The organism is Tunturiibacter empetritectus (assembly GCF_013410875.1).
Lineage (GTDB): Bacteria > Acidobacteriota > Terriglobia > Terriglobales > Acidobacteriaceae > Edaphobacter > Edaphobacter empetritectus.
Map to the genome: position 1 here is coordinate 248,583 of NZ_JACCCU010000001.1, position 23,867 is coordinate 272,449.

23 protein-coding genes are annotated in these 23,867 nt (G+C 59.1%); 15 read left to right on the forward strand and 8 right to left on the reverse strand.

The window, feature by feature from the left end:
• Positions 1–154: 154 nt before the first annotated feature.
• The 3 genes from HDF08_RS00975 to HDF08_RS00985 form a co-directional block, all read right to left on the reverse strand.
• Positions 155–979 (reverse strand): SDR family NAD(P)-dependent oxidoreductase, encoded by an 825-nt coding sequence (locus tag HDF08_RS00975; protein WP_179636589.1) that lies wholly within the window; start codon positions 977–979, stop codon positions 155–157.
• 126 nt (positions 980–1,105) lie between these two features.
• The gene (locus HDF08_RS00980; protein ID WP_179636590.1) at positions 1,106–2,749 is read right to left on the reverse strand and encodes a hypothetical protein; all 1,644 of its coding nucleotides are present in this window, start codon (positions 2,747–2,749) and stop codon (positions 1,106–1,108) included.
• Between the two features lie 95 nt (positions 2,750–2,844).
• Positions 2,845–3,432: a TetR/AcrR family transcriptional regulator gene (locus HDF08_RS00985; protein WP_179636591.1), complete on the reverse strand. Its 588-nt coding sequence runs from the start codon at positions 3,430–3,432 to the stop codon at positions 2,845–2,847.
• A 188-nt stretch (positions 3,433–3,620) separates the two neighbouring features.
• On the opposite strand from HDF08_RS00985, the gene HDF08_RS00990 reads away from it, so the two are divergent.
• The 3 genes from HDF08_RS00990 to HDF08_RS01000 all read left to right on the forward strand — a co-directional run bounded on the left by HDF08_RS00990 (position 3,621) and on the right by HDF08_RS01000 (position 8,011).
• On the forward strand, positions 3,621–3,953 hold the full coding sequence (locus HDF08_RS00990) for a PadR family transcriptional regulator (protein WP_179638710.1): 333 nt from the start codon (positions 3,621–3,623) through the stop codon (positions 3,951–3,953).
• Positions 3,950–6,592, forward strand: a complete 2,643-nt coding sequence (locus HDF08_RS00995) for an ABC transporter permease (RefSeq protein ID WP_179636592.1) — start codon at positions 3,950–3,952, stop codon at positions 6,590–6,592. The genes HDF08_RS00990 and HDF08_RS00995 overlap by 4 nt, the downstream gene beginning before the upstream one ends.
• A 354-nt stretch (positions 6,593–6,946) precedes the next feature.
• Complete coding sequence (locus HDF08_RS01000) at positions 6,947–8,011, forward strand: hypothetical protein (RefSeq protein ID WP_257030818.1); 1,065 nt, start codon at positions 6,947–6,949, stop codon at positions 8,009–8,011.
• A gap of 31 nt (positions 8,012–8,042) precedes the next feature.
• Here HDF08_RS01000 and HDF08_RS01005 read toward each other — a convergent pair whose 3' ends face one another.
• The 4 genes from HDF08_RS01005 to HDF08_RS01020 all read right to left on the reverse strand — a co-directional run bounded on the left by HDF08_RS01005 (position 8,043) and on the right by HDF08_RS01020 (position 11,455).
• Positions 8,043–9,125, reverse strand: a complete 1,083-nt coding sequence (locus tag HDF08_RS01005; protein WP_179636593.1) for a GGDEF domain-containing protein — start codon at positions 9,123–9,125, stop codon at positions 8,043–8,045.
• A gap of 154 nt (positions 9,126–9,279) precedes the next feature.
• Positions 9,280–10,362, reverse strand: a complete 1,083-nt coding sequence (gene moaA / locus HDF08_RS01010; protein ID WP_179636594.1) for a GTP 3',8-cyclase MoaA — start codon at positions 10,360–10,362, stop codon at positions 9,280–9,282.
• A gap of 364 nt (positions 10,363–10,726) precedes the next feature.
• Positions 10,727–11,011 carry a hypothetical protein gene (locus HDF08_RS01015; RefSeq protein ID WP_179636595.1) on the reverse strand — a complete coding sequence of 95 codons (285 nt, stop codon included), beginning with the start codon at positions 11,009–11,011 and terminating at the stop codon, positions 10,727–10,729.
• Between the two features lie 171 nt (positions 11,012–11,182).
• Positions 11,183–11,455, reverse strand: coding sequence for a hypothetical protein (locus tag HDF08_RS01020; protein ID WP_158945784.1), 273 nt, complete (start codon positions 11,453–11,455; stop codon positions 11,183–11,185).
• Positions 11,456–11,598: 143 nt separating this feature from the next.
• On the opposite strand from HDF08_RS01020, the gene HDF08_RS01025 reads away from it, so the two are divergent.
• The 6 genes from HDF08_RS01025 to HDF08_RS01050 all read left to right on the forward strand — a co-directional run bounded on the left by HDF08_RS01025 (position 11,599) and on the right by HDF08_RS01050 (position 16,750).
• Positions 11,599–11,781, forward strand: coding sequence for a hypothetical protein (locus HDF08_RS01025; RefSeq protein WP_179636596.1), 183 nt, complete (start codon positions 11,599–11,601; stop codon positions 11,779–11,781).
• Positions 11,778–12,509 (forward strand): SIMPL domain-containing protein, encoded by a 732-nt coding sequence (locus tag HDF08_RS01030; RefSeq protein ID WP_257030819.1) that lies wholly within the window; start codon positions 11,778–11,780, stop codon positions 12,507–12,509. The genes HDF08_RS01025 and HDF08_RS01030 overlap by 4 nt, the downstream gene beginning before the upstream one ends.
• A 52-nt stretch (positions 12,510–12,561) precedes the next feature.
• Positions 12,562–13,374 (forward strand): acyltransferase, encoded by an 813-nt coding sequence (locus tag HDF08_RS01035; RefSeq protein ID WP_179636597.1) that lies wholly within the window; start codon positions 12,562–12,564, stop codon positions 13,372–13,374.
• A gap of 139 nt (positions 13,375–13,513) precedes the next feature.
• A complete protein-coding gene (locus tag HDF08_RS01040) occupies positions 13,514–14,215 on the forward strand; it encodes a site-2 protease family protein (RefSeq protein ID WP_179636598.1) in 702 nt (233 codons plus the stop codon).
• A 412-nt stretch (positions 14,216–14,627) separates the two neighbouring features.
• Positions 14,628–15,680, forward strand: a complete 1,053-nt coding sequence (gene trpS, locus HDF08_RS01045) for a tryptophan--tRNA ligase (protein WP_373563163.1) — start codon at positions 14,628–14,630, stop codon at positions 15,678–15,680.
• A gap of 5 nt (positions 15,681–15,685) precedes the next feature.
• On the forward strand, positions 15,686–16,750 hold the full coding sequence (locus HDF08_RS01050; RefSeq protein ID WP_179636600.1) for a segregation and condensation protein A: 1,065 nt from the start codon (positions 15,686–15,688) through the stop codon (positions 16,748–16,750).
• A 172-nt stretch (positions 16,751–16,922) separates the two neighbouring features.
• Here the strand turns inward: HDF08_RS01050 and HDF08_RS01055 are convergent, their stop codons facing one another.
• Positions 16,923–17,546 carry a PEP-CTERM sorting domain-containing protein gene (locus HDF08_RS01055; protein WP_179636601.1) on the reverse strand — a complete coding sequence of 208 codons (624 nt, stop codon included), beginning with the start codon at positions 17,544–17,546 and terminating at the stop codon, positions 16,923–16,925.
• Between the two features lie 383 nt (positions 17,547–17,929).
• Here HDF08_RS01055 and HDF08_RS01060 point away from each other — a divergent pair, with 383 nt between their 5' ends.
• From HDF08_RS01060 to msrA, 6 genes are all read left to right on the forward strand, one after another.
• Positions 17,930–19,534, forward strand: coding sequence for an inorganic phosphate transporter (locus HDF08_RS01060; RefSeq protein WP_179636602.1), 1,605 nt, complete (start codon positions 17,930–17,932; stop codon positions 19,532–19,534).
• A 194-nt stretch (positions 19,535–19,728) separates the two neighbouring features.
• Positions 19,729–21,093, forward strand: a complete 1,365-nt coding sequence (gene scpB / locus HDF08_RS01065) for an SMC-Scp complex subunit ScpB (protein ID WP_179636603.1) — start codon at positions 19,729–19,731, stop codon at positions 21,091–21,093.
• Positions 21,094–21,100: 7 nt separating this feature from the next.
• A complete protein-coding gene (locus HDF08_RS01070; RefSeq protein ID WP_179636604.1) occupies positions 21,101–21,283 on the forward strand; it encodes a hypothetical protein in 183 nt (60 codons plus the stop codon).
• A gap of 151 nt (positions 21,284–21,434) precedes the next feature.
• Positions 21,435–22,040: a hypothetical protein gene (locus HDF08_RS01075; RefSeq protein ID WP_179636605.1), complete on the forward strand. Its 606-nt coding sequence runs from the start codon at positions 21,435–21,437 to the stop codon at positions 22,038–22,040.
• 99 nt (positions 22,041–22,139) lie between these two features.
• Positions 22,140–23,105: a pseudouridine synthase gene (locus HDF08_RS01080; RefSeq protein ID WP_218884468.1), complete on the forward strand. Its 966-nt coding sequence runs from the start codon at positions 22,140–22,142 to the stop codon at positions 23,103–23,105.
• A 222-nt stretch (positions 23,106–23,327) separates the two neighbouring features.
• Positions 23,328–23,804, forward strand: a complete 477-nt coding sequence (gene msrA, locus HDF08_RS01085; RefSeq protein WP_179636606.1) for a peptide-methionine (S)-S-oxide reductase MsrA — start codon at positions 23,328–23,330, stop codon at positions 23,802–23,804.
• The last annotated feature ends 63 nt before the right edge of the window (positions 23,805–23,867 follow it).

Genomic DNA, 23,867 nt, shown 5'->3' on the forward strand with positions numbered 1-23,867 from the left:
TTGTATACCGCTTCGCTCGGCGCTCCCGTTGGTCGCGAAGGAAGATGATTCCGACCAACGGGAGGGCCTATGCTGTTGTGTTGTCAAGACCGGTAGACGCGTCACGAAGTGACCGCCTCCCGCGCAGGGAGCCCGTCCGGCAGGACAGTGTGCTTTACACCCGTACGCCATACCGCCTAGCCGAATGCTTATGCGAAAGGTTTGGCCCCAGCGCCACACGCGCCGCATTGACCTTCTCCCAATCCGCAACATCAGGCAGCGCCGGAATCGTAACCAACTCGCCGCTATCGAACGCCGCGAGAGAAGCGTCCACCATCTCCTCCGAGCTCATCACAATCTCCGACGGCAGATTCTGATGCCCGCCAATCCCCGCGCGGTCCCAGAACTCCGACGCCGTAGCGCCCGGCAGCACCGCCTGCACCTGAATCCCCTTACTAGCCACCTCTTTATGAAGCGACTGCGTAAGATTCAGCACATAAGCCTTCGTACCGCTGTACACGCCGTTCAGCAGCTCTGGAGCGACCGCCACAATCGAAGAGATGTTGATGATCGCGCCCTTGGTCCTCGCCAGAAACCCCGGCAACACAGCATAGGTCAGTCGCGTCAGCGCCGTCACATTCAGCTCAATCATGTTCTCCAACTCGTCGATCTTCGAGTCCACCAGCGAAGTCGTCCCGCCGAAGCCAGCATTGTTTACCAGCGTCGTAATCGACTCATCCGAGCGCAACCGCTCCTCAACCCTGCGCAGATCCGCCTTGTTTGTAAGGTCCGCGGCAACAACATCAACCGAACGGCCAGTAGCCGAACTCAACGAAGCCGCCAGCTCCTTCAGCTTCTCGCCATTGCGAGCCACCAGGATCAGGTCATAGCCTCGGCGTGCTAACCGATCCGCATAAACTGCACCGATTCCTGTCGATGCGCCAGTAATAAGAGCAGTGCCAAGAGCAGTGCCTTTTGAAGAAGTAGCTGAGGTAGTCATAAAAATCTCCGTCCTGCGAAAAGTGTGAACCAGAAAACTGATTCGCTTACTTAGAGTAGACCGGTTGGTTAGTAGATTCAAAAATACTCTCCCTAAACAAAGTTCTCTTCCCACGCCGTTCCTCTTCTAATCCTGCCCGGACAAACTACCCCGCGCTTCGATCAGCTCCCGCCGTCCAGGCCGGTCGGCTCGCTCAGCAACCCGGACCAGCTCGTTGAAGTACTTCTTCGCCCTCTCTTGATCGCCGATCCCCTTCGCTGCCTCCGCCGCCCCATAGAGTGACCAGAAGCGATTTGGCTCCCTCTTGAGCGTCGCTTCAAACTCCAAAAGCGCTTCAGCGGGCCGCTTCGACTCCAGCAAAAGCTCCGCCAGCAACTCGCGAGCGGGAGCGAGCGGCCCCGGCGTAACCACACTCTTTTCGGTCGCGTCCTCCATCTCGGCAGCTCTGCGCATCCCGGCCAATGCGTCCTCGGTTTGCCCCTGCGAAGACGCCAGCCATGCAACCACTTCCAGCCGCTGAATCTCCACCTGGTTCGCCCAGAAACCTTCTTTCATAGTGTTCAGCCGGTCGCGACACTGCGCCAATGAGTCGATTGCAGCCCGTGCCCCCACCCCAGCCTTCAAATGTGCAGCCCCCAGACCCCGGGCAAAGTAAGTCATGGCCTCTGTATAAGGAAACGGACTCGCCAGCGGCTGGAGCTTTACCGCGCTAGCCCAATCCCGCCGTTCCAGATCATACCGAGCAGGAATCGCCGCCCTCGCAAAGTAGGCCGCCGTCGCCCCGCCCGCTCCACCAATCAGCATCTTCGGATCAAAACGCGAAAAAATCTGATCGGCCGACTCCACAACTCCCTTCGAAGCGTTGTCCTGTGCCGTCTGCAGATAGGCGTACTCCAGATAATCGCTGGCATGCAGCTCGTCCGCCGGCTGTCCCGCGCTGCGTGCAGCAGCCACTGAAGCTACATTCGCGTCAATCGAAGCCTGCCAGTCGCCCACTCGAGTAAACGTATGCGACGGCATATGCAGCGCGTGAGGAGTCGATGGTGCAATCTCGCTGTAGTGCTGTGCCGCCCCAGCCGCCCGTGCCGCAAGTGGCGGAACGTCATACGTGTGGATGATGTAGTGCGCCAGCCCAGGATGATCGGGATACTGAACGTACAGGCGATCCAAAATCGCGCCAGCCTTCAGTTGCCGGGCATAAGTCTTATCAGCCGGATCTGCGGCGGCCGACACAGCCAGCGCATAGAAGATGGCCGCCTCCGTATCCTCAGGGTAAGCAGCGCTCACCGCAGCCATCGCGCTCTCATAGGCCAGCTTCCGGGAGCGCTGATCGGTGGTTGCGCTATCCGTATAGAGATGCGCAACAGCTTCGAGATAAGCGCGCTCACGTTCCGTCTTAGCAGGCAACCTCCGACCCTGTTCGACTGTCTTCAGACCCGCATCAAGCTGAGTCTGCGACTTCAGCCCCGTAGCAAAGGGATTGCCCCAGTCGCTCAATGCAATGCCCCAGTAAGCCATCGAGCACGCCGGATCGCTCTCAAGAATCGCATGGAACGCTTCAATCGCACTCGCAAACTGAAACGAGTGCATCAGCGCCACCGCCCGATTGAACTGCGGTTGCGTAGCACTATCGCACGATGTCTTAAAGTTAACCGTCCCCAGCTTTTCTGAAGAGCCGTGATGCTCAGCTTGGGCAAAACCCACTGCCGATAGCAGGGCACAAGCCAAAACAAACGAGGTGAAGCGAGTTCGCATCCGGGTTCGCATCATAGTCACTCTTGGAGAGGATATCCGCCGCCAACGGCCGACTCGATCATAGCCCAGCAGAAGCCGAGTCCATCTCCAAACTCAACCGCGCACACCTGCTACTTCTTCAACAACACGTCAAACGCGAAATGGAGGAAATTCTCCAGCGGCTTATCACTCTTCTCCGCCTTCATCCGTATCAGCGCCCCCTCATAGCTGTTCAAAAGAAACTGCGCGAGCGCATCCGGCCGCATCGACTTCACCAAATCTCCCCGCTGAATCGCCTCCTGCAGCACATCTGCAATACCCTGCTGCCATACCGCAAAGACCCCCTGCAGCTCCGACCGCATCCTGGGGCTGTGGTCCGCCACCTCCAGACTCAGGCTCCCCATCAAACATCCACTAATCTCCCCGGACTGCCCATAGACCGAGATCAACTCCTCGAAGTACCGGCGCAGCCGCTTCAAGGGAGCAACCTTGCGATCTCCAAGTACTCGCTCCGACCGCTCCGCCTCACCGTGCGCGTAAAGGTGAAACACCTCCACGGCAAACTCTTCTTTGCTCGGAAAGTAGTGATAGAACGAGCCCTTCGGTACCAGCGCCAGATCGAGCACCTCCTTCACTCCGGTCGCGGTATATCCGGTCGAACGAAGCCGCTCCAAGCCCACCGCAAGCAGATGGTCGCGGGTTGAGAGAGCAGTGCTCATAACCCACTAATAATAGACTGGTCGTCTAGTCAAGTCAACTCTTCCACTCAGACTGTCCTCTCTCGATCCAGCAAAAAAACTTGATTTCTGTCTTCCCATAGAAATTCGAGTGGTCTATGATCTGTCTTGCATAGAATTTCTAGTGGAGAGCGGGAAACGTGGCAAAGATAAAGCGTGACAACAATGAGATGCTGAAAGGAACGCTGGACATGATGATCCTCCGCACTCTCGTTGCGGGCGATGCTCACGGCCATACCATTGCCAAAGTCATCGAGCGGACCTCAGAAGACATGCTCGAGGTCGAACAGGGCTCGCTCTATCCCGCGCTTCATCGGCTGGAGGACAGGCGCTGGGTCTCCTCCCATTGGGGTGTCAGCGAGAACAACCGCAAAGCAAAGTTTTACCGGCTAACCGCTGTGGGCAGGAAGCAACTTACGTCGGAGACAAGCCGGTGGCGTCAGATGGCCCGGGCTATCGCTCTGGTCATGGGGGAGATGCCGTCCGAAGGAGGAAACGAATGAGTTGGCGCAGATTTTTTCGCCGCCGTCCGGCGGATGCAGAGTTAGTTCAGGAGATCAACCTTCATCTGGCCGAGGAGATCGACGAAAACGTCGCACGAGGCATACCCCCTCAAGAGGCGTCGCGAAGAGCTTATGTGAAGTTCGGAAGCCCCACGAAGGTTCGTGAGCAGGCATGGACTCGCAACAGCATTGCACCGCTTGAGACTCTACTTCGAAACGTGCGCTTTGCAGGACGCATGCTGGCGCGAAATCCCGGCTACGCGTTTCTAGCCATCCTTACGCTTGGCCTCGGCATCGGTGCTAATACAGCCATCTTCACCGTCATCAATGGTGTTCTGCTGCGGCCTCTGCCCTACGCCAATGCGGCGCAACTGGTCCACGTGGATTTAACTTCGGCGAAGCTTGGCCCTGATCCTCTCCTGCTCTCCGTTCAGGAAGTAAGAGACTTCCGGGAGCAGAACCACGTCTTTTCTGACCTCGCCGAATACCACGCGATGACCTTCACCCTGCTCGGAGCGAAGGAACCGGAGCGGGTGGCGACTGGCGTCGTCTCCGGAAACTACTTCACCGTCCTCGGAGTGAAGCCGCTACTGGGACGCCTCATCGTTGCCTCCGACGAAAGTCAAACCGCTCCTCCAGTTTTAATGCTGAGCTACGCCTACTGGAAGAAGGAGTTTAACGGCGATCGAAACATCATCGGACGCACCTTCGAGATGAACGATCGTGTCCATACAGTCGTCGGCGTGCTTCCGCCACTACCGGAGTATCCCGACGCCAATGATGTCTACATGCCCACGACGTCGTGCCCGTTCCGTTCCGCGCCGGCGACGATTGCGAATCGCGATGGGCGAATGGTCACCAGCTACGCAACGTTGAAGCCCGGAGTCACCCTGGCCCAGGCGAACTCTGATCTTGCCGCACTCACCCAGCGGCTTGCTCTTCAGTATCCGAAGTCGTATCCCGCCTCTGCAGGCATCGCTCCGCTGACTGCAGCCGTCGAGAGCGAACTGACACACGCGGCGCGGCCAACTTTTCTAATTCTGCTGGGAGCCTCCGGCCTTGTTCTCCTGCTCGCCTGCGCCAATCTCGCCAACATCGCCCTATCGCGGCAGATGCAGCGGTCGCGCGAGATGGCCATTCGCATGGCGACAGGAGCCAGCCAATGGAACCTGTTCTCTCAACTGCTCACCGAGAGTCTATTGATTGCGCTGGCCGGCGGGGTGCTGGGTATAGGCATCGCAGCAATCGGCTCCAGGCTCCTGATCGACTACGCCGCACGTATGACCACGCTGGCGGACGGAATTCACGTGGATGGGCGCGTTCTGTTGTTCGACCTTGGCCTGTCGCTGCTGGCAGGTCTGCTGTTTGGAGTTCTCCCCGGATACGTTGCCAGCCGGGTTCGACTGACAAGCTTGAGCGACTCTGGGGAGCGCACTACGGGAAGCGGTACCGGCACAAGGATGCGCAGCATACTCGTCGCGTCGCAGGTCACAATCTCGTTCGTACTCCTCCTCTGTGCTGGCCTTATGCTGCACAGCCTCTACAACCTGCTGTCGGTCGATCCCGGCTTCAAAACCGCGAATGTGCTCTCGATGCGGTTGTCCTTGAATTGGACGAAGTATCAGAAGAGCGAGACCTCCAGAGCCTTCTTCCATCAGGCACTCGAACGGGTTCAGGTGTTGCCGGGAGTGCAGGGCGCCGCAGTAAGCATGGCGGTTCCGCTGAACAGCGATATGGGCCCGATGAAGGCAGGTGTCCTGATCGAAGGGCAGCCCGTGCACCCGGACGAACCCCTGCCGCAGATCGACTTCGCGATCGTCAGTCCTGACTACTTCCGCGTACTCGGAACTCCTCTGCTCGCAGGTCGTCCCTTCCTGGCAAGTGATGCAGTCGATGCCCCACCAGTGGTTATCGTCAACGACCGGATGGCTCGCCGTTACTGGCCGCATGAGAATCCCATCGGACGTCGTGTCGCCTTCGGATCAGAGAAGGAAAGGAAGTGGGCGACTGTGGTTGGCGTCACCAGTGATATTCGTGAGTACGGGCTGGACAAGGCACCCACGGAGACGATCTACTTTGCCCCTGACCAGGCTGGAATGTCCAACGGCTCGCTCTTAGTCCGAACCTCGGGCAGCCCGATGTATCTGGCCGCTCAGATCGAGAAGATCATTCACAAGATCGATCCGCAACAACCCGTCGCCGATGTTCGGACCATTGAGCAGATTCGCAGTGCACAGCTTGGCACTCCCCGTGTGACCAGCGTGCTTCTCAGCCTCTTCGCGGCTGTTGCTCTCTTCATCACCATTGTCGGTGTCAGCGGAACGCTCGCGCTCTCTGTGGCTCGACGATCCAAGGAGATCGGAATTCGCATCGCTCTGGGAGCAACCAGGCAGAACATACTGCGCAACGTGTTGACCCGCGGCCTGCTCCCCGTGCTGATTGGCCTTGCAATGGGCTCGCTGGCCGCTGCCTTCGCGACTCGCGTCTTGGCAACAATGCTGTTCGGAATCAAACCGGACGACCCGAGCACCTTCATCGCCATCGCCGTACTGCTCCTCGCCGTCGCCGTGCTCGGCTGTCTGATCCCCGCTCGTCGCGCCTCGAAGGTGGACCCAATGATCGCGCTGCGCACCGAATAGGCGAGGGCGGAAAAGCTGTCAAGCCCCTGATCGCTCGAAACCCGCTCCAGACGGGCAGATTCGCTTGGCGCATTCACCCTGTTCCGGCCGCTATAATGGAAAGTAAGGTAGTAAAGGAACACAAAAGACATGCCTCGGGGAAGAACTCCGGGGCTTCTTTATCCAAGCCGTACAACTCTTTTCTTTTGAATATTTTGCAAGCAAGTCCTTTCGATGGAATATTTTGCGGACGCCGGCCTCCCGCAAGCCAAACAAAAGAATAGACATCGCTGCAAAATACCCCCAACCTCAGGGGGGAGGGGGTAGCTCTACTCTGCCAAACTCGAACCTGCGTCTAAACTGTGGAATCACCTGATGGAACATCCACGCCGCTCCGCAAAACTCGCCGCAGTTCTCCTTGCTGCCACCATCAGCGCGCCACAATATGTCCACGCTGTGCTGCAACACACCACAGCGCTGCAGCCTGATGATGGGGCTCCGCACCGCACTCGCCTCATCCTCAAGGACGGCAGCTACCAGGTCATCATGAGCTACCGAATCGCCGGCAACGTAGTTCACTACATCAGCGCCGAACGCGGCGGAGCCGAAGAGGAGATCCCCCTCTCCCTTGTAGACCTTGACGCCACCAAACGCTGGGACCGTCAGCACTCCCAGCCCGTCGCCAACCCCGACAACCCCCAGCCCCCCGCCATCGACCCCGAACTGCTAAAAGAAGAAGCCGACCGCGCCGCTCTCACCCCCGAGGTCGCCAAGGACCTCCGCCTCCCCGAACAGGACAGCACTCTCGCCCTAGACACCTACCACGGCACCCCCGAACTGGTCCCCCTCGCCCAGACCGACAGCGACCTTAATCGAAACACCGGCCACAATCTCCTCAAAGCCGCCGTCAACCCCCTCTCGGCCTCCCACCAGATCGTCGAGATCAAAGGCGAATCCTCGCCCATCCAACTCCACGTCAAAGACCCCGTCCTTTACCTCCGCATCGGTGACGAGAGCGTAGGCGCAACCGCCGGCACGCCCCTGACCGTCGACACCCACGGCGCCACCACCCGAGCCGGAAACGACCCCACCGGCGGCTCCGCCACCAGCCGCTACGTCATCGTCCGCGCCGACGTCCGCCGGGGGGCCCGGGTCATCGCCAGCTTCCGCATCGGCCTCCTCGGCGGGGTCCAACGCCAGGAAGACGTCGTCGAAACTACCACCGAGCTGCTGCCGGGGGGGCACTGGCTAAAAATAAGTCCAAAGGAACCCCTCGACTTCGGCGAGTTCGCCCTCATGGAGGTTCTCTCCGACAAGGCCGTCAACCTCGGCGTCTGGGACTTTGGCGTCCACCCTGTCTCCCCTGAAAACCGCGATGTCCAAAAGCCCGAACCCCGTCGGGGAGTCACGCTAGAACACCGCGGCCCCAGCCAAAACTAGAAACTGTCAGTAAATTCAGTAGAGAAGCTGCCTATTGACGGGGAATGGAGTCGCGCTCAAGAAACATTCCCGAGACTTCTCTGCGCGAACCGCTGAGATTGGCCGACCCTGCGCGTCCGATCGTACCCTTACCCGCCACCGCGACGTTGTCCCGCGTCAACTTGGCCTCATACATCATCGTATCGGCGGCCCGCAGAATCGTCTGAACCGTATTCCCGTCCTCGGGAAAGCTCGCCAGCCCAAAGCTTCCCGAGAGGCCGAGCGCAAGCCCTGCACCCTCCAGAAAGCGCGCCGACCGCAAGTCCTCGCACAGCGCCATCGTGGTCCCGCTCGCCGCAGCTTTCCCTATCCCCGGCAGGAGTGCGACAAACTCATCCCCCCCATAACGAAAAGCCGCATTGTTCGGCCCCAGGCTGCGTCTCATCAACCCGCCGACCTCCGCCAATAGCCGACTCCCAATCAGATGGCCGTGGGTATCATTAACCGACTTGAAGTGATCCAAATCGACGAACATCAAACTGAAGACCTGCCCGCGCCTCACCTCTTCCTCCAGCATGGTGTATAGGTGCCGAGCATTAAAAAGTCCCGTCACGTCGTCCGTAATGGTCAATTCTTGAATCAGTGTCATCGACCGTGCGTTCTGAATCGCGATTGCAGCGTAGTCGCAAAGAATCCGCAGAAACGAGATCGAATGTTCAGATAGCAGGTCGAGCTTGCTGTTCAGTAACTGAATCACGCCCAGTGTTTTATCGCCCGATCGTACCGGCACGCAGGCAATCGATTGGATCTTCAGATCAGGATGCTTATTCGCAAATGCAGACCAGTGCGGATCAAGCGCCACGTCCGGAACCACCAATGGGTTCCCCGTCGCCGCTACCCATCCGGCAACTCCTTCCCCCATCGGGACCCGCAGCCCCTTCAAAGTCTCCGCATTCTCTCCCACCGCGATCGCATAGTACAGCTCGCCCGATTTATCATCCACCATCAATAGCGACCACCGCTCGGGTCCGAAGAACTGCGCCATCTTGTTCATGATGGCCCCCAGAATCTCTTCCAGTTCGAGACTCGAAGTCAGCGCACGTGCCACGTCGTGGAACACTCGAAGGTGGTCCATTTGACGACTTTCGATCACTTCAAACTGCCGTCGATCCTTCAATCGCTGTCCTCATGCATATGTGCATTTTTTTGCACATATCACATATCAGCCTCTCATAGCTCTCGCCATAATTCAACAGTCCACGGCAGAGACGACATAGTGACTGCGTTGCTCACCCACCGATATGAACCATACTTCGCGATGGCTTTTCAAAACCCGGTTCGCCAATGTGATGGCGCGCTTCCTTCCGCATCACGATCCTGCGAATATACGCAGCCAGCTCCTCATCCGTTCCGCCTCGCACCATCTCGCCATAGAGGTCGTGGTCGCTCTGCGAAAACAGACAAGTCCGTATCTTCCCATCCGAGGTCAGCCTCACTCGGCTACAGTGCCCGCAGAATGGACGCGACACCGGCGCAATAATCCCGATCTCTCCCAGCCCATCATCAAAGGTGAACCGCTTCGCTGTTTCGCTGGCTGCGTGCGGAGCCATCTCCACCAGGGGGCGGTACGCATTCAGCCGCTCCACGATCTCGTCCAATGAGACGACAGACTCCCTCTTCCAGCTTCGGTCTTCTTCCAGAGGCATCCATTCGATGAACCGAACGATCACTCCCTCACGCCGCGAGAACTCCGCGAACTGCTCAATCTGTCCATCGTTGAACCCGCGCAGCAGCACGCAGTTCACCTTCACCGGTCCCAGCCCCACCGATTGAGCCTCACGAACTCCCGCCAGCACCCTTTCATAGCTCTGCGGAACGCGTGTGATCGCACCGAACGTCTCCGCATCCACCGCATCCATGCTGACCGTGACACGATTCAGCCCTGCATCCTTCAGCGGCTGAGCAAGTCCCTTCAGCAGATGACCGTTCGTGGTAAGGGCGATATCCAACGGATCACCCTGATTGCCTGCCGGGCTTCCATCGGGTAGAAATGCCGTCCGCATCTCGGACAGCTCGCGAACCATCTCGATCAGGCCCGACCGCAGTAGAGGTTCCCCTCCGGTCAGCCTCACCTTCTCCACTCCCAGTGAGACGAAGACCCGCACCATCCTCAGATAGTCTTCAATCGGAAGTTCGGCGAATTGGGCTCCTTCATTACCAGTCCGGCAATAGACGCACTTGTAGTTGCAGCGGTCAGTCACCGAGACACGCAGGTCGGTAATGCACCTGCCAAACTTGTCTCGCAGTCTGGCCGGAACCTGAAACGCCTGCTCTTCCAGCTCCAGAATCGCGGTATTTCCATCGTTAATCATCAAGAAAACGTACCCGGATGCCAACTGCCAATATCTACAAACTTTAGATGCAAATGGCTCAAAAAGCGAAGCTAAATAAAGCCGGAATCTCTGCAGAATCAGTGGATCAGACGGCTATGCTCAAGCCGCACCCGATCGTGGGGCTACTTTTGTGATTTCATCTTTTGGCGCAATACGGATGTGCTGCCACAGAATCGCTCAGCAACCGGGATTCCTCTAAGCAGAAAACGCTGTTGCATCTCTGGCATCAGCGTCGCCTGACCCTAACGCGAAGAATATCAGCATCACGACGATTGGCAACAGCATTTATAAACGCCCAACTCCTAAGTCATGTAGACCCTCAAGGGTAGGGCGTTCTGTCACTTCAGTAGCTGAGAAACTCGTTGCTACCGCGCTTCAATCGAACCCCTACGATGGCGAAGACCAGCGCAGCCGTGAAGGTGATCGCGTTCCAATAAACGACCGGATGCGCCCAGCCCGGCGACAAAGTCAGGTCCTGTCCGCTCCACAACGTCAGCAGCGTAGCCACGATCAGGCTCTGAAAGCTGAGCACCAGGAAGAGTTGGCCGCGACGTCGGCGTTTATCCAGTCGTTCCACCTCATCCGGCGTCAAGTTGCGTTCTTCGATTGGAAGCAGTGCATTCGCCATCGCGTTCTTGGTCTCCCTGGTCTTTCCTGTTTATCACAGCCCGAGCCGGGCAAAGTCTCCGAAGCATCGGCCTAAGTTTGTATTAAATCACAGCCTGCCCGGATCGACCGAGCCGGTGTAAAAACTCTTTGCCGGAGGGCCCAAATCAGCATCCAGCCGTCCCGCGATCGACTAAATAAATGCGACTGACTGAATCCCCACCACATCGAACCGCTTACGGCACCGGATATTTTTGCATCCCATCGGATCATCGCGGCGAACCATATAACTCTGAGCCTTGGCAAAACGAGCCCGGTCGCGATCGTCGGCACCCCGCGGAAGCTGCGCCTTCTTCCTTCGCACCACCCATTCGATCTGGTACTCCCCCTGTTGCCCGCAGTGGGGGCAGGTCATCACATGCGTCCGCTGCTCCGCCCGCTCATCAAAAAAGTCCCGCTCTTCCATCCAGCACCTCATCCGATCCTCGACCCCAACCTGAGGTCGAATCTCTTCTGCAATCCTGCCTTAGATGCCCCCTGACAAGCAAGAGTCATGCATAATCACGAGGGGCTTCCGAGCCCGGAACCAAACTCGAGGAAGGAAGACGGATGAGCAAGCCCAAAAAGCAGGTCTTCTCCAAGATCAAGGCCGTCAAAGCCAACGCCCGCGAGCGCGTCGGCACTCCGCCCCCAGAGCGTGTCCTTCCCGACCCCAAACAAAAGCTGGCCGCCAGTCCCAAACACAAGCCAACCCTGGCCGACCTGCTCAACTCCACAGGAGAAGATCAATGACCATCCCCCGCCTCGCTCCGTTTGCCCTCTGTGCTACCTTTTTCGCCATGACAGTCCACGCTCAAACCATTCAGGTCAGCAAAGACAACCGCACTATCGCAATTACAGCCACCGACAAGGTTCTCGTTCTCGCCGACGTCGCGACGCTCCACATCGGCTTCATCGCCTACGGCCCGGACAGCGACTCAGCCTACGCCGTCGGCTCCCGCACCTCCAACGCCATCGTCAAGGCGCTCACCTCCGCCGGCGTCCCCAACGACTCCATCGAGAGCGAAAATCAAAACGTCTCCCCGGTGCAGGAGTACCAGATCGACAAGCTCACACCAGCCGAGAAGGCCCAGCGCAAGTTCCAGGTCACGCAGAGCTGGACCGTCCGGACCAGCGCAAATGATGCCGCCAAAGTCCTCGACCTCGCGGTGAAAGCCGGGGCCAACCAATCCGGACAGATCGACTGGAGCCTCAAGGACGAGAACGCCCCGCAGTCCGAAGCTGCCACCAAAGCGCTCCAGCGCGCGCGTATCGTCGCTGAAGAGATGGCGAAGGGCCTGAACGCAAAACTTGGCACACTCCTCTACGCCAGCAATGAAACCCAGGCGGAGCCACCGCGTCCCCTCATGCGAGCCATGGCTGCTGCTCCCATGGCCAAGACCGACGTAGCGCCCCTGGCCATCAACCCACGTCAGATCGAAAAAACAGCAACCGTCTATGCCGTCTTCGCCATAGAATAGGCGAACCAAAGATTCGCCAGTCCGGCATCGGACGAAAGACAGCGAGGGAACCATGCCAATCCATACGTACCGCGAACTCAAACCCACTCCCGAAGCTGAGGCCCTCTATCGTCGCTGGCTCGCCAAGCTTAACGACGAGTTCACCCGGCAGCAATCGCCCGACCGCCGCTCCGAGGTCGTCCGCGACGAGCTCTACCAGATCTACTTCGGCCGGCCCCACGGCGGGCACATCAAGGCGGTCCTCAACAGCGAACTCGCCATGTACTGCCTCTCCGAGAGCTTCGACCCCCGCAACATTACGCTCGAACCCGAGTACTACGGCGACATCGACGCCGAGCAGTACGCCATCCGCAAGCCGCTCATCTGGTTCTGGCAGATGTTCGATCGTTCCCCCCTTGGCCTCAACCACTGGCTGGGCTTCCGCTTCCGCTGCATGCTTGGCCGCCATATCTTCCGGCACCTCGGCAAGCACGTCAAAATCTTTCACAACGTCGAGTTCACCTACGGCTACAACCTCACCATCGAGGACTCCTGCACCATCCACAAGAACGTCCTGCTCGACGACCGCGGCGAGATCATCCTGCATGAGGGCACCAGCGTCTCCGACTACGCCAACGTCTACTCGCACACCCACGACATCAACAATCAATCGAACATCACCAATAAGGTGACCGAACTCGGCCCCCGCGCCCGTGTCACCTATCACGCCACCGTCCTCGCCGGAGCCAACATCGGCGAAGACGGCATGCTCGGAGCCATGGCGCTCGCCACCAAACCCGTGCCACAGGAGACCGTCTCGGTCGGCATCCCTGCCAAGGCAAAGACCCGCAAGCAGGCTACCCAACTCGCCGCCGAAACGCTTTAGTCCTAGAGGCTGCCTGCAGATTTGCCGCCTGCAAAGCACCTTAGTCCTCTCTCGCAGATTTTTGCGAGAGAGGACGGCTTGAATGCGGCACAGCATCTTTACGGTCTCCTCACGCGAACTTCAGTAAACTCGAGCCTGTATGAATCAGGAAGTTGTCCTCATCGTCTTTCAGGTCGTCGTTCTGGTCCTGGCGTTCAGCATCCACGAGTCGGCCCACGCCTGGACCGCCTGGCGTCTCGGCGATCCCACCGCCAAGATGCTCGGACGCGTCACGCTCAACCCCCTCAAGCATCTTGACCCCTTCGGCTCTGTCCTCATGCCGCTGCTGGCCCTGGTCTATCACTGGCCGCTCATCGGCTGGGCCAAGCCGACTCCGGTGACCGCGCGCAACTTCAAGAACTACCGACGCGACGACATCCTCGTCACCCTCGCAGGCCCTGTCAGCAACCTGCTTTCGGCTACCGTCGCGCTCCTTCTTCTTGTGCTCATCAAACACCTTGTCCCTGGCGGAGTTCTCGCGATCGGCACCGCGATGGCGCTGGCTTCGCACATCCCCGGCATCGCTACCGACAATCTTCCGGCGCTCTTTCCCATCGCGCTCTTTCTCTACTTTGTCATCCTGATCAATCTGCTGCTCTTCGTCTTCAACCTCATCCCGATCCCGCCGCTCGACGGAAGCCACGTTCTACGGCACTTTCTGCCTTACAGGGTCCTTCAGGTCTATGACCGCTTCGCCATGTTCGGCATGATCCTTCTGTTTCTGGTGGGTGGAAGCTTCATCTTCGGCGTCTTCTTTACTCCGCTTTTGAACACCTTCAACCACATTCTGTTCACCTTGTAGAGCGGATGTTTGCGGAAAAAAAGTGGAGCCGCACCGGACGGGTTTTCCGTTGATTTTCTGGAGTTTTTGAGGGGTGTTTTGGAAAAAGCGGGTGTTTCGACGTGGTTTTTTTGTGGTGAGATCGTGGTGGAGTGCGTGGTAGACGTGGTGGCTTGACCGTCGTCTTCCGACGCTGAAAAAATACGCCACGAATCTCAACTATTTTTCGCTGCTGCTTTTTACCGAAGTAGGTCGTCCCTTTTTTCTGCCTTCTTTTGCCGGAAGGTCCTCCCTACGCGGGGCGCTGGCGCCATTGTCGGCCCGAATCATTTACCCTTAGCACTTGATCGCAATGACTGAAAAAAACAACGACTCCTTGAAATCTTCACAGACATCTTTACAGCCATCTTCACGTCCCCGCGTCCTTAGCGGCATGCGGCCCACCGGCCGTCTCCACCTGGGCAACTACATGGGCGCGCTCTACAACTGGGTCCAGCTCCAGCGCCAGTACGACTGCTACTTCTTCATCGCGGACCTCCACGCTCTCACCACCGACTACGCCGACCCGACTACCCTCCGTCAGAGCATCCGCGACGTGGCCCTGGACTTCCTGTCCGCCGGTCTTGACCCGGAGCAGAGCACCATCTTCATCCAGTCCCATGTTCCCCAGCACGCTGAGCTGTTCACGCTCTTCAGCATGTTCACGCCGCTGCCCTGGCTCGAGCGCGTCCCTACCTATAAGGACCAGCAGGAGCAGCTCCGCGAGAAGGACCTGAACACCTACGGCTTCCTTGGCTATCCCCTGCTTCAGGCCGCCGATATCCTCCTCTACCAGCCCGACTTTGTCCCCGTAGGACAGGATCAGGTCGCGCACGTGGAGTTGACCCGCGAGGTTGCCCGCCGCTTCAATGCGCTTTACTGCTCGCAGCCAACCCCCGCCATCGAGAAGGCTCGCGAAGACCACTCCGACCGGGAGATTCTCGCCGCTGAGCTCTCCGCCAACACCGTCGTAGACGGCATCCTGCCCGAGCCGAAGGTTTTGCTGACCCCGTCGCCCAAGCTCCCTGGTCTCGATGGCCGCAAGATGTCCAAGAGCTACGGAAACACCATCATGCTCTCCGAGCCTGAGGCCGATCTCCGCGCCAAGCTGAAGACCATGGTCACTGACCCGGCGCGCATCCGCCGCACCGACCCCGGTAATCCCGATATCTGTCCCGTCTTCGATCTGCACAAGGTCTTCTCCACGGAGGAGACGCGGGCTGCGGTTCGCGAGGGCTGCACGACGGCAGGCATCGGCTGCATCGAGTGCAAGGGCTGGGTTGCAGATGCGATCGTCCGCGAGATCGCCCCGATCCAGGAGCGTCGGCGCGCCCTCGAAGCCGACCCCGGCCAGGTCGACGCCATCTTATGGGATGGCTCCGCCCGCGCCCGCCAACGCGCCATTCAGACCCTGCAGCACGTCCGGCAGGCTATCGGCCTCGAGTAACGACCATGCCCGACGAAACTCTACCTCCCCAATTCGTGACAGAAGAGGCAAAGCCCAACGAGCGGATAGCCGCAGCTGAAGAGGCCGTGTCGGAGAATGTTGTCTCCGACGCCCCGGACAGCACCCCGGCAGCTTCTTCTACCGGCGGGACGGAACCGGCGACTTCAGGGGCCAGCGAACCCTTCGCGCTCCAGCATCCGCCTGTCCCACCCCCGGCGCCTGACCCCAAGCGCGTCGCCAGGGAGAAGGACAAGGAAAAAGAGGAGGCCTCACAGTCGCCCTTCTCCGTCACCGTCGGCCAGGTCTACGACGGTCCGCTCGATCTTCTCCTCGACCTGATCCGCAAGCAGAATATCGACATCTACGACATCCCCATCGCGCGCATCACCAGCCAGTTTCTCGAGTACACCCATCACCTCAAACAGGTCGACGTCGACGCCGCAGGCGAGTTCATCTACATGGCCTCGCTGCTGATCCACATCAAGTCGAAGACACTGCTCCCGCGCGATCCCTCTGACGTCCTCAGCGGCGACCCCGAAGACCCGCGCCGCGAACTGGTCGAGCGGCTCCTCGAACACGAGCGCTTTAAAGCTGCCGCCCAGATGCTCTTGCAGAAACAGCAGATCGAAGAGGCGACCTGGACCAACTCCGGCCTCAGAAACTTTCGCAAGGATATTGGTGAAGCCGGTGCTCCCACGCTCGACGAAGACCGCGAGATCGACGCCGACACCGTTGATCTGGTCCGCGTCTTTCAGGACATCCTCCTCCGTCTGCGCGAGCGCCCCATCCTCAACGTTGACGAAGAGTCGGTCACGGTCGCGCAGATGATCGACTATGTCAAACGCCGTCTGTTGATGGAAGACAAGCCGATCAGCCTCAAGCGGCTGCTCCATAACACCCACACCGAGCGTGCTCTGATTTGCATGTTCCTTGCGATGTTAGAACTCGTGCGGCTGCAGGCCGTGCTGCTCCATCAGCCGGATGCGCAAGGCGACATTCTCATCAAGAAGACGGAAAACTTCGACCAGGTCTTTACCGATCAGGCTCAGGCTCGGGACGACTGGCGGTAAGAACGGTCCTGCCGGACGGGCTCACTGCGCGTGGGGCGGGCGTTCACACGCCTTTTTATAGCTTCGCGTGGTCCTCCCGTTGGTCGGCATGATCTCCCTTCGCGACCAACGGGAGCGCCAACCGAAGGGGTATACAAGTCACGAAGTGACCGCTGCCCGCGCAGGGCGCACTTTAGCGATTCGCCCGGCGCCGAACAGCAGCGGTGAACCATAGCAGACCAGTCCCTACCAGCAACAGGCTTCCGGGCTCAGGGATTGGTGAAACCGCTGTAGCAGAGGTATCAATCGCCTCGAAGATCTCTTCACCCTGCCCATCAGTCCAGGCGAAGTCCCCCACAGAGTTGAGAAACGCCTGGTCAGCCGAACCGCCGCTGAGAAATTGCATATTATTCCCTGATCCGATATAGGTCCCGTTTCTGCTGCCATTCGGGTTGTACACCGTTCCCAGTCCAACCACGCCCTGGTTACAGACATTCTTTAAGGCGTCAAAGCCCGACGGGGTCGAACTGCACGGTGTGCCATCGTCATAGACCATGTCCGGGAGAGAGGAGCTCGGGGTTCCCGCTACGCCGTCCACATAGGTCACGTAACAGGTAAAGCTCGCGAGGCCGCACCCATAGGTCTGGGAGACCACCACATCTCCAGCGGTATCGATGCCATAGATGCCCCGTCCGTTGGCGTTGCCCAGATCGTAGATCGTGTATGTATCCGCGGCTGCCGGTTTTGGGCAGACAAAAACCGTGGCTGCTACGAGAAGGGCGGCCGAGGCACGAAGCGAGTGTGCAGGACGTTTCATAGAAATGACCCTCGAAAAGTTGAATTATAGTGTCGGTCTTTGGATGCGGCGACGAACGATAGTTGTAGCTCGGTGCCTCGGCTAAAAGGAGGTGTACCGCCGTTTGGAGGGAATAGTGCTGATTACAGCGATTCCGTTACAACCCGAATGCTTATGGCCTGCCATTCCGTAGCGCCTGTAGACCCTTCGTCAGACGTTGCTCATGCTGCAAGGTCTTGCAAACAATCGGAGATCGTCCTTTACCGTGGCTGCACGTCGCGGTCTGACCACGAATCTTCAGGAGATCAAAAGAACGCATGTTTCACCTTTTTGTAACACTCCATTCGCATAGCGGGCCTATCGTCAGCCTCACGCACTCATCTTGAATCCTAGGCGAAACCATAATGGCCACTCCTGTAATACACCCCACCGGATCATTACTCGACCAGAAGATGGGAAAGTCGTCCCCCGGCAAGATCGGCGGCATTATCTTCGGCGTCCTGCTGATCGGCGGTCTCGGCTACATCGCCAACCGCCTTTACTCCGATCTGCTGCCCGTTCACGAGGGTTCGATCTTCCCCTACCTGCTCCTCGGTCTGGCGTTGTTCATCGCGCTCGGGTTTGAGTTTGTGAATGGCTTCCACGACACTGCCAACGCGGTCGCGACCGTCATCTACACCCACGCGCTTGAACCCCATGTTGCGGTGGTCTGGTCGGGCCTGTGGAACTTCATCGGCGTGCTCACCAGCTCCGGCGCCGTGGCCTTTGCGATCATCTCCCTGCTGCCGGTTGAGCTGATCCTGAAGGTGAGCAAAGGTTCAGGTTTTGCGATGGTCTTCGCGCTGCTGATCGCGGCCATCCTCTGGAATCTAGCCACCTGGTGGAAGGGTCTGCCTGCGTCGAGCTCTCACACCATGATCGGTTCGATCATCGGGGTCGGTGTCGCCAACCAGCTGATGCACGGTACCAGCGGTGTCAGCGGCGTCGACTGGGAGCAGGTCACCAAGGTCTTCAAGGCGCTGCTGATCTCTCCGCTGGTCGGCTTCGGCTGCGCGGCTCTGGTCTTCCTGCTGCTCAAAGCGCTGTTGAAGGATCCGCGGCTCTACAAAGCACCGGAGGGAGCTGCTCCTCCGCCGTTCTACATCCGCGCGCTGCTGGTGCTCACCTGCACCGGCGTCAGCTTTGCTCACGGCTCCAACGACGGCCAGAAGGGCATGGGTCTCATCATGCTGATCCTGGTCGGAACGGTTCCGACGGCCTACGCTCTGAATCACACCGTCGGTGTCAACCAGGTTCAGACCTTCGCGGCGGTCTCGCAGCAGGTAATCGGAGCGATCGGCAACTATATTGATCCGAACACCACGGTGGCCGACAGCGGTCCCGAACTCGAGGCCTTCGTCAGTAGCCACAAGTTCTCCCCGCACACCATGCTTGCGCTGCAGGAGATGGTCGGCGATATCCGCAATGAGGCGACGCAGTACAAGTCGCTCGGCGCTGTGCCGTCGAACATGCAGGCCAACGTTCGCAACCAGATGTATCTCACCAGCGAGACGCTGCGCCTGATGCCGAAGTACGGCCCCAAGGTTAGCGATGCGGATCAAAAGATCTTCAAGAACTACAAGGGCCTGCTGGACAACTCGACCAAGTTCATTCCGCCGTGGGTGAAGGTCGCGGTTGCCCTCGCGCTTGGCCTGGGCACCATGATCGGCTGGAAGCGCATCGTCGTCACCGTTGGCGAAAAGATCGGCAAGACTCACCTGACCTACGCGCAGGGGCTCTCCGCCGAGCTGGTTGCCATGCTGACCATTCTTGCCGCCGACCAGTACGGTCTGCCGGTCAGCACAACGCATGTGCTCTCTTCAGGCGTCGCCGGTACCATGGCTGCGAACAAGAGCGGCCTCCAGATGTCCACCCTGCGCGACATCGCCCTGGCCTGGGTCTTCACCCTGCCGGTTGCGGCGCTGCTCTCGGGCTGCCTCTTCTGGCTCTTCAACACGGTCACAAAATAACTCTTTAGGATACGCAGTGAAGAGAGGCCCGCGAAGCAGCGGGTCTTCTTTTTTGCTGGCCGCTCGAACCCGTTCGCAGCCGGCCCCCCGATACGCCTCCAACTCCGGCTACACGGTCTTTTACAACGACTTATCTGAGTCGTAGGGAAGGGGAGCCTTCGCGTTGGTATGCTTAGAAGTACACCAACGAGACTATGAGCCTTAAAGCAAAGATCGAAGCCGTCATCTACGCCTCAGAAGAACCAGTAACGCTGGCCCAGCTGGCCGGTCTCCTCGGCCATGAAGCCCAGGCTGAGCTGGACCACCTCGACTCCGCGCAGCACTCCCTGGCGCTTGACGAGGCAGCCGACTCCTCGCTGGAGCCACGCTCTCTGGACGAAGACGATCTCAACAGCGAGGTGCTCACTGGAGCCGCCGCGAACCAGGTTGAGTTTCATGCTCAAGCAGAGCCTGACGCCGAATCGCAGCCGCAGGGGGAGGAACTCGACGCACGTCACGCTGAAGAGCTCCATCGCCATCTGCACGAGGCTGCCGCACAGGAGGCAGCCCATGCCCGCGCCCTTCGCGAGCACGCCGCAGCCGATGCCGCCGCCATGAGCACCGCTGACGATCTGGACGCCGATCTGGTAGCCGACCAGGAAGCTCCAGCCAAGGCCGACCTTCCCACAGACGCGGTCTCAGAAGCCGAGGCCACCGAAGCATCCGCCGCAACCGAGCAGGAAAGCAACCCCTCTGCCGAATCAGCGTCCGCGAACAAGGACGACAAAAAGCCTGCCCGCGAAGCCAGGGAGAAGGAGCGCCGCCTCCGCGAATACTTCCGCACCATCCTCGACCAGCTCATCGCCGACTACGCCACCTCCGAGCGCGGCCTTGAGATTCGTGAGGTCGCCGGCGGCTACCGCCTCGCCACCAAGCCCGAGTATCACGACGCCGTCCGCGGCTTCGTCAAATCCCTCAAGCCACCCCTGAAGCTCTCTCTCCAGGCCCTCGAAACCCTCGCCGTCGTCGCCTACAAGCAGCCCGTCACTGCCCCCGAGGTCTCTGAGATTCGCGGTGTGGACTCCGGAGGCGTCCTTGGCTCCCTGATGACGCGCAAACTGGTTGCCACCGCCGGCCGCAAACAGGTCATCGGCCGCCCCATCCTCTACAAGACCACCCGCGACTTCCTCCTCCGTTTTGGCCTCAAAGACATCAACGAGCTTCCCAGCATCGAAGAGTTTGAGAAGATGGCCGGCGAGCTGGCCGAACAGGAGGAGATTCCCATGGAACACCACGCACCCGAGTCCGCAGGCGACCTCGAACGGGAGAAGAACCAGACCGAACCCCAGGCCGATGGCGACAGCGGACGAGGCAACGACAGCGGCAAAGGCAGCAATAGCAGTGGAGACAATGATGGCGGTGAGAACAGCGAGACCGCAGGCGAGGAGGCCATCGTCGACGGACGGCTCTCCGGTCTGCCGCCGAACTACGACACCGACCAGACCGTCGACGGCGAAGACTCTCCCGCCCTCGACGCCGAGATCCAGAGCGAACAACGCCACCACTCCGAGGAGGGCTGATAAACCGATGACCACTTTCAACCTTGACCCGGAACCCGATCCGCGCGACTCTCCCGACAGCCCGGAAGATAACGAGCCTGACACCGTTGCCACCCCGGAGGGAGATGCCGAAGGCCTCCCCGACGCTCCCCTCAAGCCAGCGCCCGAAGGCATGCAGAGGACACGCTTCATCAACACCAACAAACTCTAGCGAACAAAGCAGTAACCCGGCCTAAAGTGCTGGACGCGAAACGCCTCTGCTACGCTGTTGCTGCTCTTGCCAGTCCAACTTCGCGCGATGCTACTTCCTCGCTGACTCGCTTCGTCTGTCGCACGATCCAAATCCCGCCCACGGGTACTTCATGATCGCTCTGACCACCGCGGCCGTTCCGCAACCCAATCCCGAGCTCTACTCGCACGTCAAAGTCGTCATCTCGATCATCGTCGGCCTTGGGATCACGACCCTGCTCAAAGGCTTCGCGCAGTTTGTCCAGCATCCTAAACGCGCCAGGGCCTCGCTCCTGCATCTCGGCTGGGCGGCATCGCTTCTGCTCTGGATCATTCACTTCTGGTGGTGGGAGTTTCGTCTCGCCATGGTGCAGCAGTGGACCTTCGCGATCTACTTCTTCGTCATCCTCTACGCGATCCTCTTCTACTTCCTCAGCACTCTGCTCTTTCCCTCGGACCTCGCGGACTACACCGGCTACGAAGACTACTTCCTCTCCCGGCGCCGCTGGTTCTTCGGCTTTCTCGCTGCCACCTTCCTCGCCGATATCATCGACACCAGCCTGAAAGGCGCAGCCTACCTGCACTCCTTCGGCCTCGAGTATCCCATCCGAATCGGTGTCTACCTCGTCCTCTGTGTCATAGCGATGATCACCAAAAATCGGCGCACGCAGCTCACGCTTCTTGCCTTGTCGATCCTCTATCAGATCTCCTACATCATCCGCCTCTATGCTACAGAGTAGAAGGCCGATCGAGACCCACTGCGAACTCCGCGCGGTACAATCGGATCAGCAGTACCCGACCGCGATGAGCAGCCCCGCAGTCAGAAAGCCGGAAACATCATGACGAAGTCCCCCTCCGCTGCAAAGCCCGACGCCAACTCCAAATCCAACGAAGAACCCAAAGGCGACCGCCTTCAGAAGATCCTCGCGCAGGCGGGAATCGCCAGCCGACGCAAAGCCGAGGAGATCATCCTTGAAGGCCGGGTGCAGGTCAACGGTGTCATCGTCAACACTCTTGGCACCCGCCACGACGCACTCAAAGATCACATCCGCGTAGATGGCAAGCTTCTCCACGGTCCCGAGCAGCAGCGCTACTATATGCTCAACAAGCCTCGTGGCTACGTCACCACGCTCGACGATCCTGAGAAGCGCCCGACCGTCATGCAGTTGATGGCCAAGCAGAAGTCCGGCCCCCATGGCGACAACGTTCGCCTCTACCCCGTAGGCCGTCTCGACTATCTCAGCGAGGGCCTCATCCTGATGACCAACGATGGCAACCTGGCCAACGCGCTCTCAAAGGCCGCAGCCGGAGTAGAGAAGACTTACCTCGTAAAGATCAGTGGCACGCCACCTGCGTCCGGCCTCCAGCAGATCCGCAGCGGCATCATGATCGACCGCGGTCGTCTCGACGAGGTCCGCAGCGGCCGTCGCGACCGCATCATCACCTCGCCTGCAAAAGTCGAACTCGTTCGCGGCGGCGACAACCCCTGGTATGAGCTTACTCTCATCGAAGGTCGCAATCGCCAGATCAGAAAGATGTTTGAAGAGATCGGCCACCACGTCGAAAAGATCCGCCGCATCGGCTACGGTGCGCTACGCCTCGACGTCCCGCCAGGCGAGTTCCGCGAGCTCACACTCGGCGAAGTGATGGCACTCGACCGCGCGGCGAAGGGCAAGAAGGTTGTCCCGAAAAAGAAGACGCCCGAGTTTGCGCAGCTTAAATCTCCTGCCAAGAAAAAGTTTACCAAGCCGCGCCGACAGCCCACCGGCAGCAAGTCCGCAAGTCGTCCGCGTCGTCCAAATTAGCCTGTTGTCCATCCGACATTCACCCCTTCGTAACCACATTCAGAGAACGTTTGTCTAACGAAGTACCTGGTTGGTACCCCTGTTTTTCTACGACATTTGATCGCTTGACACACCTCTCTCGACACGCTCAGAATACTCGCGCTATTAACCTTTCGGGTGATGACAATCGCAACCCGGGAGCATCCAATAGGTGCAACAAGGATGTAGTCAAGGAGCAGCAGAGTGGCAATCGAAAAAGCAGTATTTGGAGCAGGATGTTTTTGGGGAGTTGAAGCCCGTTTTGGCGAGATCACAGGTGTTATCGACACGGTCGTAGGATACGAAGGCGGCGACCTCGAACACCCAACCTATAAAGAAGTTTGTACCGACCGCACCGGCCATGCGGAGGTCGTTCAAGTCACCTACGATCCATCCCGCGTCTCATACGAAACGTTGTTGGACGCCTTCTTCGCCCTGCACGATCCCACCCAGGTGAATCGCCAGGGTCCGGACTGGGGCACACAGTATCGCAGCGTCATCTTTACCCACACCAACGAGCACTTCGCCCAGGCCCGAGCCAAGATCGCCGAGCTCAGCGCCGCTGGCTCTTATCGCAAACCAATCGCAACCCAGGTTGTTCCTTCCACCAATTTTTGGAAGGCGGAAGAGTATCACCAGAGATATCTCGAAAAGCGTGGCATGGTGAGCTGCCACATCTAACCTCGTCTCAACACAATCAAAAACGGCGGCAACGATTCCATGTATTCGTTGCCGCCGTTTTCT